Genomic DNA, 14,935 nt, shown 5'->3' on the forward strand with positions numbered 1-14,935 from the left:
CTAAATCAGTAAGTTGGCACCATTACCCAACTCGGCTGGTTACCCCGTTTACGGATTAAACAGACGGCGGCAGAAAGCTACGGTCAAATCTATATAGGCACAATCAATTGGCTGCTTATGGTGGTAACGATTGGGCTGGTGGTGTTCTTCAAATCTTCCGACAAGCTTGCTGCTGCATACGGTATTGCCGTGTCATTAACTATGCTGATGACGACGGGCCTGCTATTTGTGGCAATGCGGGAAGTGTGGCACTGGAGCCGGGTCAGCAGCGCGGTTATTGCCCTCTGTTTCCTGGTGATTGATGCCACATTCTTGTTTGCCAATCTGATTAAGGTCCTGGAAGGCGGCTATATTCCGCTGCTGATGGCCGCAGCGATTTGTACGGTGATGCTGATCTGGCACCGCGGCGTTAAGGCGGTATCCGCATCGGTGGGCGAGAAGGGCATCAGCGTGGATGCGTTCTTTAACCAGCTTCAGCAAAAGACGGTACCCAGAGTTGCAGGTTCCGCCGTTTTTTTGACCCGTACACAGAACAATATCCCGCCGGTCATGCGCTGGCATGTTGCGCGCAACAAGGTGCTACAGCGAGATGTGTTATCTCTGACCATTGACATCCTGAATGTGCCCTATGTGGGGGAAGAACAACGGATCAGGGTAGAGCAGCGCGCGCCAGGTTACTGGCACGGCGTGGCACAATACGGTTTTATGGAGCACCCGGATATCCCGCATTTGTTGCAGGGTGTCAGTGAAATCAACGTGCTGTTCGCGAATGATGATGCCACCTGGTATGTTGGACATGAAACTATCGTAGCCGGTGATGGAACAGCGGGTATGGCAGCATGGCAACGGCATATTTTTGCTTTCATGAAGCGCAACTGCACGCACGTCATCAACCACTATCACCTTCCCAGCGACAGGGTTGTCGAAATCAGCCGACGCGTTGCCGTGTAGACTCTGGCGAAAGCAGAGGTCCTCTGCTTTCGCACCATTCTATTTCTCAAGCGCCGCAGACAGGACGCTATGCAATAACACATTCGCCCCTTTCTCCGACCATTCTGGCAGGATCCTTTCCGCTTCGTTATGGCTAATGCCTTTCACGCAGGGGATAAAGATCATGCTGGCGGGCGCAATTTTGCTGACATAGCAGGTGTCGTGACCCGCGCCGGAGACCATCGGTTTCGACGAATAGCCCAGTTTCGCCACGGCCTTCTCCGTACGAGCCAGGCATTCGGCATCAAACGCGATGGGCGCGTAGTCAAAAATGCGCTCAACGAGAGCCGACACGCCGCGCAGGCTCAGGCTTTCAGCCACCTTATGCAGCGCCGCCTCCATGGTTTCCAGCGCCTGCTGCTCCGGGTGGCGAAACTCAACGCTGCATTCCACGCGAGACGGCACGACGTTGCGCGAGTTTGGCGTAACCTGCGCCATACCGATCGTCGCGCGTCCGTCTGGGGCATGCCGATAGCCAATCTCTTCCACCTTCAGCGCCAGCTCTGCGAAGGCGGTCAGCGCATCGCGGCGGCTGTGCATCGGCGTGGTGCCTGCGTGGGCGGCAAATCCGTCCAGCGTCAGGGTAAACCAGCGCTGGCCCATTGCCGCGCTGACTAACCCGATATCCAGGGCTTCGTCTTCCAGGATCGGTCCTTGCTCGATGTGCAGTTCGTAGCAGGCGTGAACAGGAAACGCGCGGGCAGGGGTTTCACCCCGGTAGCCAATGCTATCCAGCGCTTCGCCCACGGTGATGCCATCGTTATCCGCACGTGCATGCGCGTATGCTTCGTTAAATTGCCCCGTCCAGACCCCTGAAGAGAGCATGGCTGGCGTAAAGCGCGCACCTTCTTCGTTAGTCCAGTTCACCAGCACAACGTCACGTTCAGTCTCAACGTGATGATCGTTAAGGGTTCGCAGCAGTTCCAGCCCTGCCAGCACGCCGTAAACACCGTCGTAGTTACCGCCCTGCGGCTGGGTATCCACATGTGAACCCGTCATGACCGGGGCAAGCTGCGGGTTTTTCCCCGGGCGACGGATAAACATATTGCCCATGCTGTCGACGTCGCAGGTGAAACCCGCGTCCAGCGCCCAGCCGCGCAGCAGGTTTCGCGCAATACGATCTTCCTCGCTCAGTGCCAGACGGGTGACGCCACCGGCAGGCGTGCCGCCGATCTGCGCCATCATCTCAAGCGTTGACCACAGTCGTTCGGCGTTGACGCGGATCATGTCTTGTCCTTACTGCTGCGGTAGCGGAAATCACAGCATGAACCGCCCTGCATGATGGTGGTGGTACGGGTCAGTTCCACGTCCGGTGCATAGCCAACGATGAATTTTTCATCGCGCGCGCAGGAGAGCAGATGACCAATCTCGCCCAGCCCCATCTCGTGATACATCTCCGCGTAGCGACAGCGGGTCACGTTGTAGTTGTACTGCTGGTCGTCGGCGTCAATCACCTTCACCTCCAGCGCGTTATCTTTCTCCCACAGATATTGCAGAGCGATAAAACTCTTTACGTTCGCGCCGTTGGGTTCTTTGCTGGCAAACGCTTTGCCTGCGTCAATCGCGGCCTGCTCAATGGCCTCACCAATGACCGCCTGGGCGCGGGTTTTCCCTATCTCGCGCACCAGGATTTCATAAATTGGCTTAATAATTTCTGCTTCAATTTTGCGGCGGGCGAGAATGCCCAGCTCGTTATTATCACTCATCACATTGCCCTCACTGCGTTACTTCGCTTTTGTGCCACCCAGCACGGTTTGCGGCTGCCATTTGCCGTCGACAACCTTGTAAACGGTGAAAGACGGCGATTTCAGGTTACCTTCTTTATCAAACGCTATCTGGCCGGTGACGCCGGAGTAGCTGATGGCGCGCAGGGCGGGCAGATAGTCGGACGGCTCAACGGAATCTGCTTTTTCCATCGCCGCAACCAGCACGCGGGTGGCGTCATAGGCGAACGGGGCGTGCAGTTCGATATGGGTGTGGTAGCGGGCCTGATAGGCCTGTTCGAATGCCTTTCCACCCGGCATCTGGTCAACGGGCAGACCCGGCTCCAGCGCGACCACGCCTTCGCCTTCTTTCTGCGCCAGCTGCAGGAACGTCTGGCTGACAAATCCGCCTGCGCCCATCAGCGTGGCGTTCATGCCCAGCTGTTTGATACGACGCGCCAGCGGTGCTGCCTGGCTGTCGACGCCGCCGAAGAAGATCAGATCGGCGTTTTTACTCCGGATGGCGGTCAGTACGGCGCTGAAGTCCACCGTTTTGTCATCAACGTACTGACGATCGACAACCTTCACGCCCTGTGCTTCCAGCGATTTAATGAACTGGTCCGCCAGCCCCTGACCAAACGCGGTACGGTCGTCAATCACCGCAATGCGTTTCGCTTTCAGGGTATTTACCGCGTACTGTCCGGCCAACTGGCCGCCGTCATCGTCGTGGCCCATCACGCGGAAGCTGGTATCGAAACCCTGTTTGGTATAGGCGTGACCGGTCGCTACGGGCGCAACCTGAGCGATACCGGCATCGTGATACACACGCGCAGCCGGAATACTGGTACCGGTGTTCCAGTGACCGACAACGCCCGCCACGCCGCTATCCACCAGACGCTGCGCCACGGCCACGGCGGTGCGCGGGTCAGACTGATCGTCTTCGGACTGCAGTTTGAATGTCACCGCTTTGCCGCCGATGGTCGGGTGCTGCTTGTTGATGTCATCAATCGCCAGCTGTGCGCCATTCTCCAGATCTTTACCGATACGGGCCGATGGTCCAGTGAGCGGGCCCGCCAGACCGATAACCACGGTTTCACTGTCGGCGGCCCATGCGCCCGTTGAGGCAAAACCACCGAGCAGAATAGCGGCGCTGAGCGCGCTGATTTTTACTGTTTTCATTGTATTTCCCTGATGCTGGTTAGTGTTGTTAAGCGGGCATTTCGCCCAAATAAATCTGTGCAATCTGGTCGTCATTGAGCAGCACTTTCGATTCGCCGTGATGAACAATGCTGCCACTGTCCATCACCCACGCGCTGTCGGTGACTTCCAGCGCCAGGCGGGCGTTTTGTTCGATGAGCAGCAGGGCAACGCCGCGCTCGCGCAGGCCGGCTATGACGGCAAAAATGTTTTCTACCATCTTCGGTGCAAGTCCCATTGAGGGTTCGTCGAGGATCAACAGGCGCGGGCGACTGAGCAGGGCGCGGTTAAGGGCCAGCAGCTGTTGCTCTCCGCCGGACAGCAACCCGGCAAGTTGATGCTGGCGCTCGCCCAGACGCGGGAAGCGCTCGAAAATCTCGTTCATCTCGCGCTTTACGGTGACAGTGTCACGCCTGAGCCAGGCGCCCATCTGCAGGTTTTCCAGCACCGTCATTCGGGAGAAGATTCCCCGGCCTTCCGGGACCATCACCAGTCCGTCACGGAGCAGGGTTTCGGGCTTGTGCTTACGCACCGCTTTACCGTTGAATTCAATACGACCGCTAAAGTTTTCCAGCCCGGTAATGGCGCGCACGGTGGAGCTTTTACCCGCACCGTTCGCGCCGATCAGCGTGGCCTGCTCGCCCTCGTGCAGGGTAAAAGAGACATCGCGTACGGCCTGAATACCGCCGTAATGCACGTCCACGCGTTCCACTTTCAGTAATTCAGACATGGGCGTTGCCTCCAAGCCAGGCGGCGATCACTGCCGGGTCGCGACGAACGCTCTCCGGCGTGCCGCTGGCGAGCGTTTTGCCGTAATCCAGCACCGTCAGGCGATCGCAGATGCCCATCACGAGCTTGACGTCATGTTCAATCATCAGAAGGGTTTTACCGTCATCACGTAGGCGGATGAGTAACTCGCCAAGCGCTACTTTTTCTGCTGCATTCATCCCGGCGGCGGGTTCGTCCAGTGCCAGCAGCAGAGGGTCGGTTGCCAGCGCTCGGGCGATTTCAAGTCGACGCTGATGGCCGTAGGCCAGATCGCAGGCTCGGTAGTGGGCGAACTTCGCAATGCCGGTGTATTCCAGCCAGTGCCAGGCCAGCTCACGGGTTTGCATTTCTTCTGCGCGGGCGCGTTTGTGGCGGCTCAGCGCGGCCCAAAGACCGTTACGGGTGCGCACGTGGCGACCCACCATTACGTTTTCCAGCACCGACATGTCGTTAAAGAGGCGCACGTTCTGGAAGGTACGCGCAATCCCGGCGGCGGTGACCTTCTCAATGTGTCTGGGGAAATAGGGCTTATCGGCGATTGAAAATTCACCGCTGTCCGCCGGATAAAGCCCGGTGAGCAGGTTAAAGCAGGTGGTTTTTCCCGCCCCGTTAGGGCCTATCAGTCCGTAGATTTCACCCTTGTTCACGGCGATCGAAACGTCATCCACGGCGGTAAGCCCGCCGAAACGTTTGGACATGTTGCGTACGGTTAACAGACTCATGTATTCACCTCCTTGTGGCGTACCGGCCAGATCCCGGCAGGACGAACCAGCATGACCAGCACCAGCGCCAGGCCGTAGAACAGCTGACGCAACACTTCGGGGTCAATCAGCACCGTACCGAACAGCGCCTGCTGAACCGGGGCTGCCTGACTGCGCAGCAGTTCCGGCAGGGCGGTAAGCAGTATCGCGCCGAGGATCACGCCCGGAATATGCCCCATACCGCCCAGCACCACCATCGCCAGCACGGCAATGGATTCCTGTAACGTGAAGGATTCCGGGGAGACAAAGCCCTGAAACGCGCCGAACAAGGCACCCGCCACGCCGCCAAATGAGGCACCCATCGCAAAGGCCAGTAGCTTATAGTTACGGACGTTGATGCCCATCGCGCGGGCCACATCCTCATCTTCACGAATGGCATGCCAGGCGCGACCAATACGCGAGTGTTGCAGGCGCAGGCAAACAAAAATAATGGCCACAATCACCAGCATCAGCAGGTAGTACCACAGCCATAGGGCAGGCACTTTAAAACCGAACCAGTGATACACACCGCTGAATTTCAGGCCGAAAAGATTCAGGGTATCGACGCCGGTAATACCTTTCGCACCGTTCGTGATATTCACCGGACGGTCGAGGTTACGCATCAGGATGCGGATGATCTCCCCAAACCCCAGCGTCACGATCGCCAGATAATCCCCACGAAGCTTTAACGTTGGCGCACCGAGCACGATGCCGCACACCGCTGCAACCAGTGCCGCTATGGGAATAATCAACAGATAAGACGTGTGCAGCCCGTCCGGGAACCAGACCGTGAGGATCGGGAACACTTCAAGCAGGTGCGGTGAAGCCAGCAGGGCGGCCAGATAGGCACCCACTGCGTAAAAGGCGATAAAGCCCATGTCCAGCAGGCCGGTGTAACCGACCACAATGTTCAGCCCCAGCGCCAGCATGATGTAGAGCAGGGCGAAGTCAATGACGCGCACCCAGTAATTTCCGCCGAGCTGGCTGGCAACCACTGGCGCAATCAGCAGCGCGAGGCAGAACAAACTCATACCGGACCAGAATTTGCGCGTAGCGGTCGGCGTTTGTAGTTGTACGGTTGTCATAGTATCCCTTACGCTCGGTTTGCCACACGCTCACCCAGCAGACCTGCCGGACGGAAGACCAGTACCAGAATCAGCACGATGAAGGCAAAGACATCCTGGTAATTGCTGCCGAACACTCCGTGGGTCAGTTCACCCAGGTAGCCAGCGCCCAGTGCCTCAATAATGCCAAGTAGGATCCCGCCAATCATTGCGCCGCGAATGTTGCCAATACCGCCCAGTACGGCGGCTGTGAATGCTTTAATTCCCGGCAGGAAGCCCATTGAGAAGCTGGCGTTACCGTAGTTGCTCGCCATCATGACGCCTGCCAGCGCGGCAAAGATGCCGCCAATGGCGAACGTCAGGGTAATAATGGCATTGGGGTTAACCCCCATCAGCGTAGCCACGCGCGGGTTTTCCGCCACGGCGCGCATGCCACGGCCCAGGCGGGTGTATTCCACCAGCAGCCATAGCCCTGTCATCACTGTAAGCGCCAGCACCACGGTAACAATGCCGGTGACGGTCACAATGGCAGGGGGATGCAGTTCACTTCCTGACGTCACGGCGATCGGTTCCATGGGCAGGATCTGAGGGAACATCAGAGGGTTGCGCGTCCAGACGATCATCGCCACGGTTTGCAGCAGCACCGAGACGCCAATCCCGGAGATCAGCGGTGCCAGACGCGGCGCGTTACGCAGGCGTCGGTAGGCAAAGCGCTCCACGGCCATCGCCAGCAGGGCACAAACGGACATGGCGATCAGCAAGGCAAAACCGAGCTGAATCAGAAGCGGCAGGTGCGGGAAAGTATTGTTGAGGCTGTTCATGGCAGAAAGTGTGGTTAATGCACCCACCATCAGAATATCGCCATGGGCAAAGTTAATAATGCGCAAAATGCCATACACCATGGTATAGCCCAGCGCGATCAACGCGTAGATGCTTCCCAGCATCACACCGTTGATCAGTTGTTGTATGAATGTATCCAACGTAGGTTCCTGCAAAGTGCTCTTTCTGCGGCTACCATCCAACAAATGAAATAAATTGTAAAATACACATATATTATTTCTTATGATAAACAGATATTGTTTTATCTTTATGATTTATATGAAAATATAAAAATTCCGTTTTCGGGTATAAAGTCTAAAGAAATCAACATATGAATAAAACAGAACAGTCACCTGGCCTACCCATTTATGGAGAAAGTCGACTGGCCAATGATCCGCCGCTACGGGCTGTACGTGCTTTTGAAGCTATCGCCCGATTGGGCAGTGTTACGCTGGCGGCACAGGAGCTGGATATTTCACCGTCTGCTGTCAGTCACCAGCTCAAGGTGCTCGAAGGGTTCCTGCAAATGCCGCTGACGGAACGCCAGGGGCGCAGGCTGGTGCTGAGCCAGCACGGACGTGAATATTACCGCTCTATCCGTGCGGCTTTTAACGTGTTGCGCCAGGCAACGGAGCATCTGGCTGAACAGGCGCAAACGCGTCAGGTCACCATCAGCCTGATCCCGCTTTTTGGCATGGGGTGGTTTATCCCGCGTCTGCCTGCTTTTATGCGTGCCAATCCGCAAACCGAGATCAACGTAGTGTATGCCAATCATCGTAACTATCTGAGCGATGCGTCGGATATGTCGATTCGCTTCGGCAACGGTCAGTGGGCGGGATATCAGAGTGAAAAATTGATCTCCGGTCAGATGGTGCCTGTATGCAGCCGTGCATTTTTGCGCATTCATGGCCATATCGACACGCCAGAGCAACTGCTGCAAATGCCGTTGCTGCACGATGAGGAGCGCATCACATGGTCACAGTGGTTCCTGTTACAGGGAGTGAAACGCCCTCTGCGGCGCAGTGGCCCCCTGTTTGAGGACGGACTTTTGACGCTGGCGGGAGTACAGGCCGGGCTGGGCTGCGCGTTGATGCGTGAGCCGCTGATCGCGCCTTATCTTGAGAGTGGTGAGCTGGTGAAGATATTTGACTTACCCATTGATGACGGGCGCGACTACTACCTCTGTGTTCGTTCGGATTCGGAGATGACTGAGGACGGTAAGCTACTGCAAAACTGGCTTCGTCGGGCCGCGGGGGAGAATCTCCTATGAGGTAAGCAAACAGTGCTTATCCATGGCTTCAATTTCTGAACCGCTGTAGCGCGCATATTGTCCGGTCAGACCAAAGAATGCGGGCTGGGTTTCGGTATAGATTTCAGCGGCGAGCACCAGCCGACGTCGTTCATCTTCGCTCATCTCAAGTAATGTCCATGGAATAAAATAGCGTGCTGTTGAGGTCAGCTTGAACCACAGAGGACAACCACACCCCGGACAGAACCAGCGTTCTCCTCGCGCAGAGGACGAGAAGTGAGAAGGGGCAATCGAGTCTTGCTCCACAAGCGGTTTACCCACGGCTTCCAGATACATGGCAATTCCACCTGACCACTTCTGACATTGCGTACAGTGGCAGGCATAGACGTCGAAATTGTTGAGGGAAACGCTGAATTGGCTCATCCCGCATAGACAGCGTCCTTTGAATATGTGCATGGCGTGCTCCTTTATTACGCCAGTCAAACTGGTATAAAAAAAGCCAGCCACGAAGGCTGGCCTTTTTATACTGACAAATCTTAGAACTGGTAAGTCAGACCCAGAGCAACGATGTTGTCGGTAGCAATAGCTGCATCTTTGGTGAACTTGTTGTCGTCCAGCAGGTTGATTTTGTAATCAACGTAGGTAGACATGTTCTTGTTGAAGTAGTAAGTCGCGCCAACATCAACGTATTCAACCAGATCCTGGTCGCCATAAGTACCGATGTCTTTACCTTTGGATTTCAGGTAAGCAACGGATGGACGCAGACCGAAATCGAACTGGTACTGAGCAACAACTTCAAAGTTCTGAGCTTTGTTCGCGATATAACCTTTACCGAAGTTGGTCATATTGCGGGTTTCAGAGTAGGTGCTTGCCAGGTAGATGTTGTTTGCATCGTATTTCAGGCCAGCAGCCCAAACTTCTGCGTTGTCACCGCCAGCGTTCATGGTATTAGCCACTTCACCAGCACGAACCTGATTGTTGGTACGGTCAGATTTCGCATAGGTTGCACCCACGCCGAAACCGTCCATTTCATAGGTAGAAGACAAGCCCCAACCGTCACCGTTCGCTTCGGTGATGTCGCGCTTGTTGTTTTTACCCTGGTACTGAGCGGCAAAGTTCAGACCGTCAACCAGACCGAAGAAGTCGGTGTTACGGTAGGTTGCAACGCCAGTGGCACGCTGAGTCATGAAGCCATCAGTCTGCGTCCAGGTATCACCACCGAACTCTGGCAGAACGTCAGTCCATGCGCCGATGTCGTAAGCAACACCGTAGTTACGACCGTAGTCGAAAGAACCGAATTCGTTGAATTTCAGACCAGCGAAAGCCAGACGCGTTTTGTTGCCTTTGTCGCCGTTGCTTTCATCGTTGTTGCCTTTGAATTCATATTCCCACTGACCGTAACCGGACATCTGGTCGTTGATCTGAGTTTCACCTTTGAAGCCCAGACGTACGTAGGTTTTGTCGCCGTCGTTGCTGGTGTCATCAGAGAAATAGTGCAGACCTGTTACTTTACCGTACAGATCCAGCTTGTTACCGTCTTTGTTATAAATTTCAGCAGCGTTAACAACGCCTGCTGCCAACATGGAAGTCACTGCCACTGCAACTAATTTAAGTTTCATCTTAAATATTCCTTATAATTTTCTTAAGTATTTCCTGAGCCACTTCGAACGATTTCTAAACGAGGCTGTTCGTCAATGGCATGCTATTTTTAAAAATGTTGTAGTTGCCTTTCAATAATAAGTTTCAAATTATTGCTAATAATTTCCTTTAGTGTGATCGAGATCGGATAAATGGTCGCTAAACAGAATGAAATGAAGAGTGTTTAACCGGGTTTTGTATATTTTCTTATCAGATCTATTATCCGCAATATAGTTTTTCAATGGTTTAATTTAGTTATGTTACTATCAATTTTATCGGTGCATTTTGTAGAATTAAGCTTAACCGTTTACCGTAAATCATTGTGTTAGGTTATTGAATGCACGTAATTACCGTGTTTTTTGCTGAAATACACAGAAACACACTATTGCACTTTGTGCTATTAAGGTTGTTAATATTCGCAGGAGAGTAATTGCGCTACGGTGTCAGTTTATGTCAAGAAGAGAGGAGGGGGGGAATGCAAAACAACGATAATATAAACAGAATTTAAACACATTCTCTAATGAGCTTATGAATATTTTGACGCGCGATCACATATTAAATTTATGTTAATTTTCTGCCGGAATACACGCCTCCCGGCAGAGCGACGGACCCTTATTTTCGTGTCGCGAACCAGCAAAGCAGCGACCCGGCGCAGACCATCAGCGCGCCTTGCCAGAACGAGAAAGAGAGTGGAGAGCTCAGCAGGGCGGCAGCCAGAGCGGCAGAAAGTACAGGGGTAAAATAGGATACGGCGGCAAGTACCGTGACGTTGCCATGGAGAATACCGATATTCCATGAGGCATAGCCAAAACCCAGAGCAACACCGCACATTAATAGCTTCACGACAACCGGGACACTGAATACCATTCCTGGCTGCTCGCTAAGGGCATATTTCACCCAAAGACTTAACGCAGTCAGCAAAACAAAAAGGGTAATACCGTTTTGCCCTTTGGCAAATTTGCTGGTTACGGTGCAGTAGGCCGCCCAGATAAATGCCCCGGCAAACGCCAGCGCGTAACTCAGTGGACTGGAAACGATATTGCGGGTGATCTCCTCAAGATGTAATCCCTGTTCACCGCCTAATACCCAGCAGACGCCCAGCAATGAGATGGCTAAGCCGGGGATCACCCACAGAGTTGATTTTTGCCCGTTGAACAAAATGGCAAATACAATCGTCAGGCTCGGCCACAGATAATTGACCATGCCGACCTCAATGGCCTGCGATCGCGTCGCGGCATAGCCCAACGAGAGTGCCAGGCAAATTTCATAACTGACAAACAGCACGCTGCCTGCAATAAGATAGCGTGGCGAGAATTTGCGGATATCAGGAAATCCCACCGTCACCAGACACAATAATCCACTGACGGTGTAGATCATTGCCGCACCGCCTACTGGCCCTAACCCCTCGCTCACGCTGCGAATGAGCCCAACCATCGTGCTCCATAACAGTATTGCCGCCAGCCCAATAAGCGTTGCTTTTTTTCTGTCCATTACTTCGCCATTGCAATAAAAATCAAAGGAAAAATGTATCGCATTCATCCTGACGCTGTCGCCAATTATTCTCTTAAACCGTTAATCAAAAAGGGGTATTTAAATGTACCGGTGGTGACTATTAAGGGGGTGAAGACAGATGACCTTGATTTGACGCAAAAAAATCAGGGGAGTTACTGCTAGTTTGCGGCGCGAAGTCTTATTCGAAAAAGAGGACAACAATGGACGTCAGCCGCAGACAATTTTTTAAAATCTGCGCGGGCGGTATGGCCGGAACAACGGCAGCCATGTTGGGATTTGCTCCCAAAATGGCGCTGGCTCAGGCACGCAACTATAAGCTGCTGCGCGCAAAAGAGATCCGTAACACCTGCACATACTGCTCCGTAGGTTGTGGGCTTTTAATGTATAGCCTGGGCGATGGCGCGAAGAACGCCAGAGAAGCGATTTACCATATTGAAGGGGACCCGGATCATCCGGTGAGCCGCGGGGCGCTTTGCCCGAAAGGGGCGGGGCTGCTGGACTACGTTCACAGCGAAAACCGCCTGCGCTACCCGGAATACCGCGCGCCGGGTTCCGACAAGTGGCAGCGTATCTCCTGGGATGAGGCCTTCTCCCGTATTGCCAAATTAATGAAAGCCGACCGCGACGCTAACTTTATTGAAAAGAACGCCCAGGGCGTAACGGTTAACCGCTGGCTTTCCACCGGGATGCTGTGCGCCTCTGCGGCGAGTAATGAAACCGGCATGCTGACGCAAAAATTTGTGCGCTCTCTCGGCATGCTGGCGGTAGACAACCAGGCGCGCGTCTGACACGGACCAACGGTAGCAAGTCTTGCTCCAACATTTGGTCGCGGTGCGATGACCAACCACTGGGTTGATATCAAAAACGCTAACGTCGTGGTGGTGATGGGCGGTAACGCCGCGGAAGCCCATCCGGTGGGGTTCCGCTGGGCGATGGAAGCGAAAAATAACAACGATGCGACGCTTATCGTCGTCGACCCGCGCTTTACGCGTACGGCATCGGTGGCGGATATCTATGCGCCTATTCGCTCCGGGACGGACATTACGTTCCTGTCTGGCGTCCTGCTGTACCTGATTGAAAACAATAAAATCAACGCGGAATACGTTAAACACTACACCAACGCGAATCTTCTGGTGCGGGATGATTTTGCCTTCGATGACGGGCTGTTTAGCGGCTATGACGCCGAAAAAAGCCAGTACGATAAAACGTCCTGGAACTATCAGTTCGATGAAAACGGCTATGCGCTGCGTGATGAAACCCTGACGCACCCGCGCTGCGTGTGGAACCTGCTGAAACAGCACGTTTCCCGCTATACGCCGGAGGTGGTGGAAAACATCTGCGGCACGCCGAAAGCGGACTTCCTGAAAGTCTGTGAGGTGCTGGCCTCAACCAGTCCCGCCGACAGAACCACGACGTTCCTGTATGCGCTGGGCTGGACGCAGCACACCGTTGGTGCGCAAAACATCCGTACCATGGCGATGATCCAGCTGCTGCTCGGCAATATGGGGATGGCCGGTGGTGGTGTTAACGCCCTGCGTGGTCACTCCAATATTCAGGGGCTCACCGACCTTGGCCTGCTGTCAACCAGCCTGCCGGGCTACCTGACGCTGCCGTCGGAAAAGCAGGCGGATCTGCAAACGTATCTTGAGGCCAATACGCCGAAAGCGACGCTGCCGGATCAGGTGAACTACTGGAGCAACTATCCGAAGTTCTACGTCAGCCTGATGAAATCCTTCTACGGCGACGCGGCGCAGAAGGAGAACGACTGGGGCCTTGAGTGGTTGCCGAAGTGGGACCAGGCGTACGACGTCATCAAGTATTTCAACATGATGGATAAGGGCGACGTCACGGGTTACATCTGCCAGGGCTTCAACCCGGTGGCCTCGTTCCCGGATAAAAACAAGGTTGTGCGCAGTCTGAGCAAGCTGAAGTACATGGTGGTTATCGATCCGCTGGTCACTGAGACCTCTAACTTCTGGCAGAACCACGGCGAGATGAACGATGTCGATACCGTATCCATTCAGACCGAAGTGTTCCGCCTGCCGTCCACCTGCTTTGCGGAAGAAGACGGGTCTATTGCTAACTCTGGCCGCTGGCTGCAGTGGCACTGGAAAGGCCAGGACGCTCCGGGCGAAGCGCGTAACGACGGCGAGATCCTGGCCGGGATTTACCATCGCCTGCGCGAAATGTACCGCACCGAAGGCGGCAAAGGCGCTGAGCCGCTGCTGAAGATGAGCTGGAACTACAAGCAGCCTGACCATCCTGAGTCAGAGGAAGTCGCCAAAGAGAACAATGGCGTTGCGCTGGCGGATCTCTATGACGCTAAGGGCAACCTGGTGGCGAAGAAAGGCCAACTGCTGAACAGCTTCGCGCTGCTGCGCGACGACGGCACGACGGCGTCTTCCTGCTGGATCTACGCCGGTAGCTGGACGGAGCAGGGTAACCAGATGGCTAACCGTGATAACGCTGACCCGTCCGGGCTGGGCAATACGCTGGGCTGGGCATGGGCGTGGCCGCTCAATCGTCGTGTGCTCTACAACCGTGCCTCGGCGGATATCAACGGTAAAGCGTGGGATCCGAAACGGATGCTGATTCAGTGGAACGGGACAAAATGGACGGGGAACGATATCCCGGACTACAACACCGCCGCGCCGGGCAGCAACACCGGGCCGTTTATCATGCAGCCGGAAGGGCTGGGACGCCTGTTTGCCCTCAACAAGCTGGCGGAAGGGCCGTTCCCGGAACACTACGAGCCGATGGAAACGCCGCTCGGCACCAACCCGCTGCATCCAAACGTGGTCTCCAGCCCGGTGGTGCGTATCTATGAGGACGATGTGCTGCGTTTAGGTAAGAAGGATAAGTTCCCGTACGTGGGGACCACCTATCGCCTGACCGAGCACTTCCACACCTGGACCAAGCATGCGCGGCTTAATGCCATCGCCCAGCCGGAACAGTTTGTGGAGATAAGCGAAACCCTGGCAAAAGCGAAGGGCATTGCCAACGGCGACCGCGTGAAGGTGAGCAGCAAGCGCGGCTTTATTCGCGCAGTGGCGGTAGTCACTCGCCGCTTGCAATCTCTGAACGTGAACGGGCAGCAGGTGGAAACCGTCGGTATTCCGCTGCACTGGGGCTTTGAGGGCGTGGCGCAGAAAGGCTACATCGCCAATACCCTGACGCCAAACGTTGGCGATTCCAACTCGCAAACGCCGGAGTACAAGGCTTTTCTGGTTAACATCGAGAAAGCGTAAGGAGCGA

13 protein-coding genes are annotated in these 14,935 nt (G+C 54.9%); 3 read left to right on the forward strand and 10 right to left on the reverse strand.

Annotated elements, in window-relative coordinates:
- Positions 1-21 precede the first annotated feature (21 nt).
- Entirely contained in the window at positions 22-951 is a 930-nt protein-coding gene (locus tag AC0XWG_RS18190; RefSeq protein ID WP_475681119.1) for a KUP/HAK/KT family potassium transporter, read from the forward strand.
- Positions 952-990: 39 nt separating this feature from the next.
- Here the strand turns inward: AC0XWG_RS18190 and AC0XWG_RS18195 are convergent, their stop codons facing one another.
- From AC0XWG_RS18195 to AC0XWG_RS18225, 7 genes are read right to left on the reverse strand one after another with little or no spacing between them, the layout of a single operon-like run.
- Positions 991-2,217 carry a Zn-dependent hydrolase gene (locus tag AC0XWG_RS18195; protein WP_128347653.1) on the reverse strand — a complete coding sequence of 409 codons (1,227 nt, stop codon included), beginning with the start codon at positions 2,215-2,217 and terminating at the stop codon, positions 991-993.
- Positions 2,214-2,696 (reverse strand): L-2-amino-thiazoline-4-carboxylic acid hydrolase, encoded by a 483-nt coding sequence (locus AC0XWG_RS18200; RefSeq protein WP_128347654.1) that lies wholly within the window; start codon positions 2,694-2,696, stop codon positions 2,214-2,216. The genes AC0XWG_RS18195 and AC0XWG_RS18200 overlap by 4 nt, the downstream gene beginning before the upstream one ends.
- A gap of 18 nt (positions 2,697-2,714) precedes the next feature.
- Positions 2,715-3,872, reverse strand: coding sequence for a branched-chain amino acid ABC transporter substrate-binding protein (locus AC0XWG_RS18205; protein ID WP_108089843.1), 1,158 nt, complete (start codon positions 3,870-3,872; stop codon positions 2,715-2,717).
- Between the two features lie 28 nt (positions 3,873-3,900).
- On the reverse strand, positions 3,901-4,620 hold the full coding sequence (locus tag AC0XWG_RS18210) for an ABC transporter ATP-binding protein (RefSeq protein WP_128347655.1): 720 nt from the start codon (positions 4,618-4,620) through the stop codon (positions 3,901-3,903).
- Entirely contained in the window at positions 4,613-5,380 is a 768-nt protein-coding gene (locus tag AC0XWG_RS18215; RefSeq protein ID WP_475680878.1) for an ABC transporter ATP-binding protein, read from the reverse strand. Before AC0XWG_RS18215 ends, AC0XWG_RS18210 begins: the two co-directional genes overlap by 8 nt.
- Positions 5,377-6,483 carry a branched-chain amino acid ABC transporter permease gene (locus AC0XWG_RS18220; RefSeq protein WP_049007294.1) on the reverse strand — a complete coding sequence of 369 codons (1,107 nt, stop codon included), beginning with the start codon at positions 6,481-6,483 and terminating at the stop codon, positions 5,377-5,379. The genes AC0XWG_RS18215 and AC0XWG_RS18220 overlap by 4 nt, the downstream gene beginning before the upstream one ends.
- A gap of 8 nt (positions 6,484-6,491) precedes the next feature.
- Positions 6,492-7,442 (reverse strand): branched-chain amino acid ABC transporter permease, encoded by a 951-nt coding sequence (locus AC0XWG_RS18225; RefSeq protein WP_108089847.1) that lies wholly within the window; start codon positions 7,440-7,442, stop codon positions 6,492-6,494.
- Positions 7,443-7,612: 170 nt separating this feature from the next.
- Here AC0XWG_RS18225 and AC0XWG_RS18230 point away from each other — a divergent pair, with 170 nt between their 5' ends.
- Positions 7,613-8,551 carry a LysR substrate-binding domain-containing protein gene (locus AC0XWG_RS18230; protein ID WP_128347656.1) on the forward strand — a complete coding sequence of 313 codons (939 nt, stop codon included), beginning with the start codon at positions 7,613-7,615 and terminating at the stop codon, positions 8,549-8,551.
- Here AC0XWG_RS18230 and AC0XWG_RS18235 read toward each other — a convergent pair.
- The 3 genes from AC0XWG_RS18235 to yddG all read right to left on the reverse strand — a co-directional run bounded on the left by AC0XWG_RS18235 (position 8,546) and on the right by yddG (position 11,659).
- Positions 8,546-8,986 carry a GFA family protein gene (locus AC0XWG_RS18235; RefSeq protein WP_128347657.1) on the reverse strand — a complete coding sequence of 147 codons (441 nt, stop codon included), beginning with the start codon at positions 8,984-8,986 and terminating at the stop codon, positions 8,546-8,548. The two genes, AC0XWG_RS18230 and AC0XWG_RS18235, sit on opposite strands and share 6 nt — an antisense overlap.
- Positions 8,987-9,066: 80 nt before the next feature.
- Entirely contained in the window at positions 9,067-10,149 is a 1,083-nt protein-coding gene (gene ompC / locus AC0XWG_RS18240) for a porin OmpC (RefSeq protein ID WP_028018913.1), read from the reverse strand.
- Between the two features lie 631 nt (positions 10,150-10,780).
- On the reverse strand, positions 10,781-11,659 hold the full coding sequence (gene yddG / locus AC0XWG_RS18245) for an aromatic amino acid DMT transporter YddG (protein ID WP_475680879.1): 879 nt from the start codon (positions 11,657-11,659) through the stop codon (positions 10,781-10,783).
- Positions 11,660-11,880: 221 nt separating this feature from the next.
- Here yddG and fdnG point away from each other — a divergent pair, with 221 nt between their 5' ends.
- A complete protein-coding gene (gene fdnG, locus AC0XWG_RS18250) occupies positions 11,881-14,928 on the forward strand; it encodes a formate dehydrogenase-N subunit alpha (RefSeq protein ID WP_475680880.1) in 3,048 nt (1,015 codons plus the stop codon).
- Positions 14,929-14,935 lie beyond the last annotated feature (7 nt).

It is taken from the genome of Enterobacter sp. DVT3837 (genome assembly GCF_056238685.1).

Coding starts and splice junctions, on each gene's coding strand:
- AC0XWG_RS18215 (WP_475680878.1), bottom strand. CDS start 5,380: ATGAGTCTGTTAACCGTACGCAACATGTCCAAACGTTTCGGCGGGCTT.
- ompC (WP_028018913.1), bottom strand. CDS start 10,149: ATGAAACTTAAATTAGTTGCAGTGGCAGTGACTTCCATGTTGGCAGCA.
- AC0XWG_RS18230 (WP_128347656.1), top strand. CDS start 7,613: ATGAATAAAACAGAACAGTCACCTGGCCTACCCATTTATGGAGAAAGT.
- yddG (WP_475680879.1), bottom strand. CDS start 11,659: ATGGACAGAAAAAAAGCAACGCTTATTGGGCTGGCGGCAATACTGTTA.
- AC0XWG_RS18220 (WP_049007294.1), bottom strand. CDS start 6,483: ATGACAACCGTACAACTACAAACGCCGACCGCTACGCGCAAATTCTGG.
- AC0XWG_RS18210 (WP_128347655.1), bottom strand. CDS start 4,620: ATGTCTGAATTACTGAAAGTGGAACGCGTGGACGTGCATTACGGCGGT.
- AC0XWG_RS18205 (WP_108089843.1), bottom strand. CDS start 3,872: ATGAAAACAGTAAAAATCAGCGCGCTCAGCGCCGCTATTCTGCTCGGT.
- AC0XWG_RS18235 (WP_128347657.1), bottom strand. CDS start 8,986: ATGCACATATTCAAAGGACGCTGTCTATGCGGGATGAGCCAATTCAGC.
- AC0XWG_RS18195 (WP_128347653.1), bottom strand. CDS start 2,217: ATGATCCGCGTCAACGCCGAACGACTGTGGTCAACGCTTGAGATGATG.
- AC0XWG_RS18200 (WP_128347654.1), bottom strand. CDS start 2,696: ATGAGTGATAATAACGAGCTGGGCATTCTCGCCCGCCGCAAAATTGAA.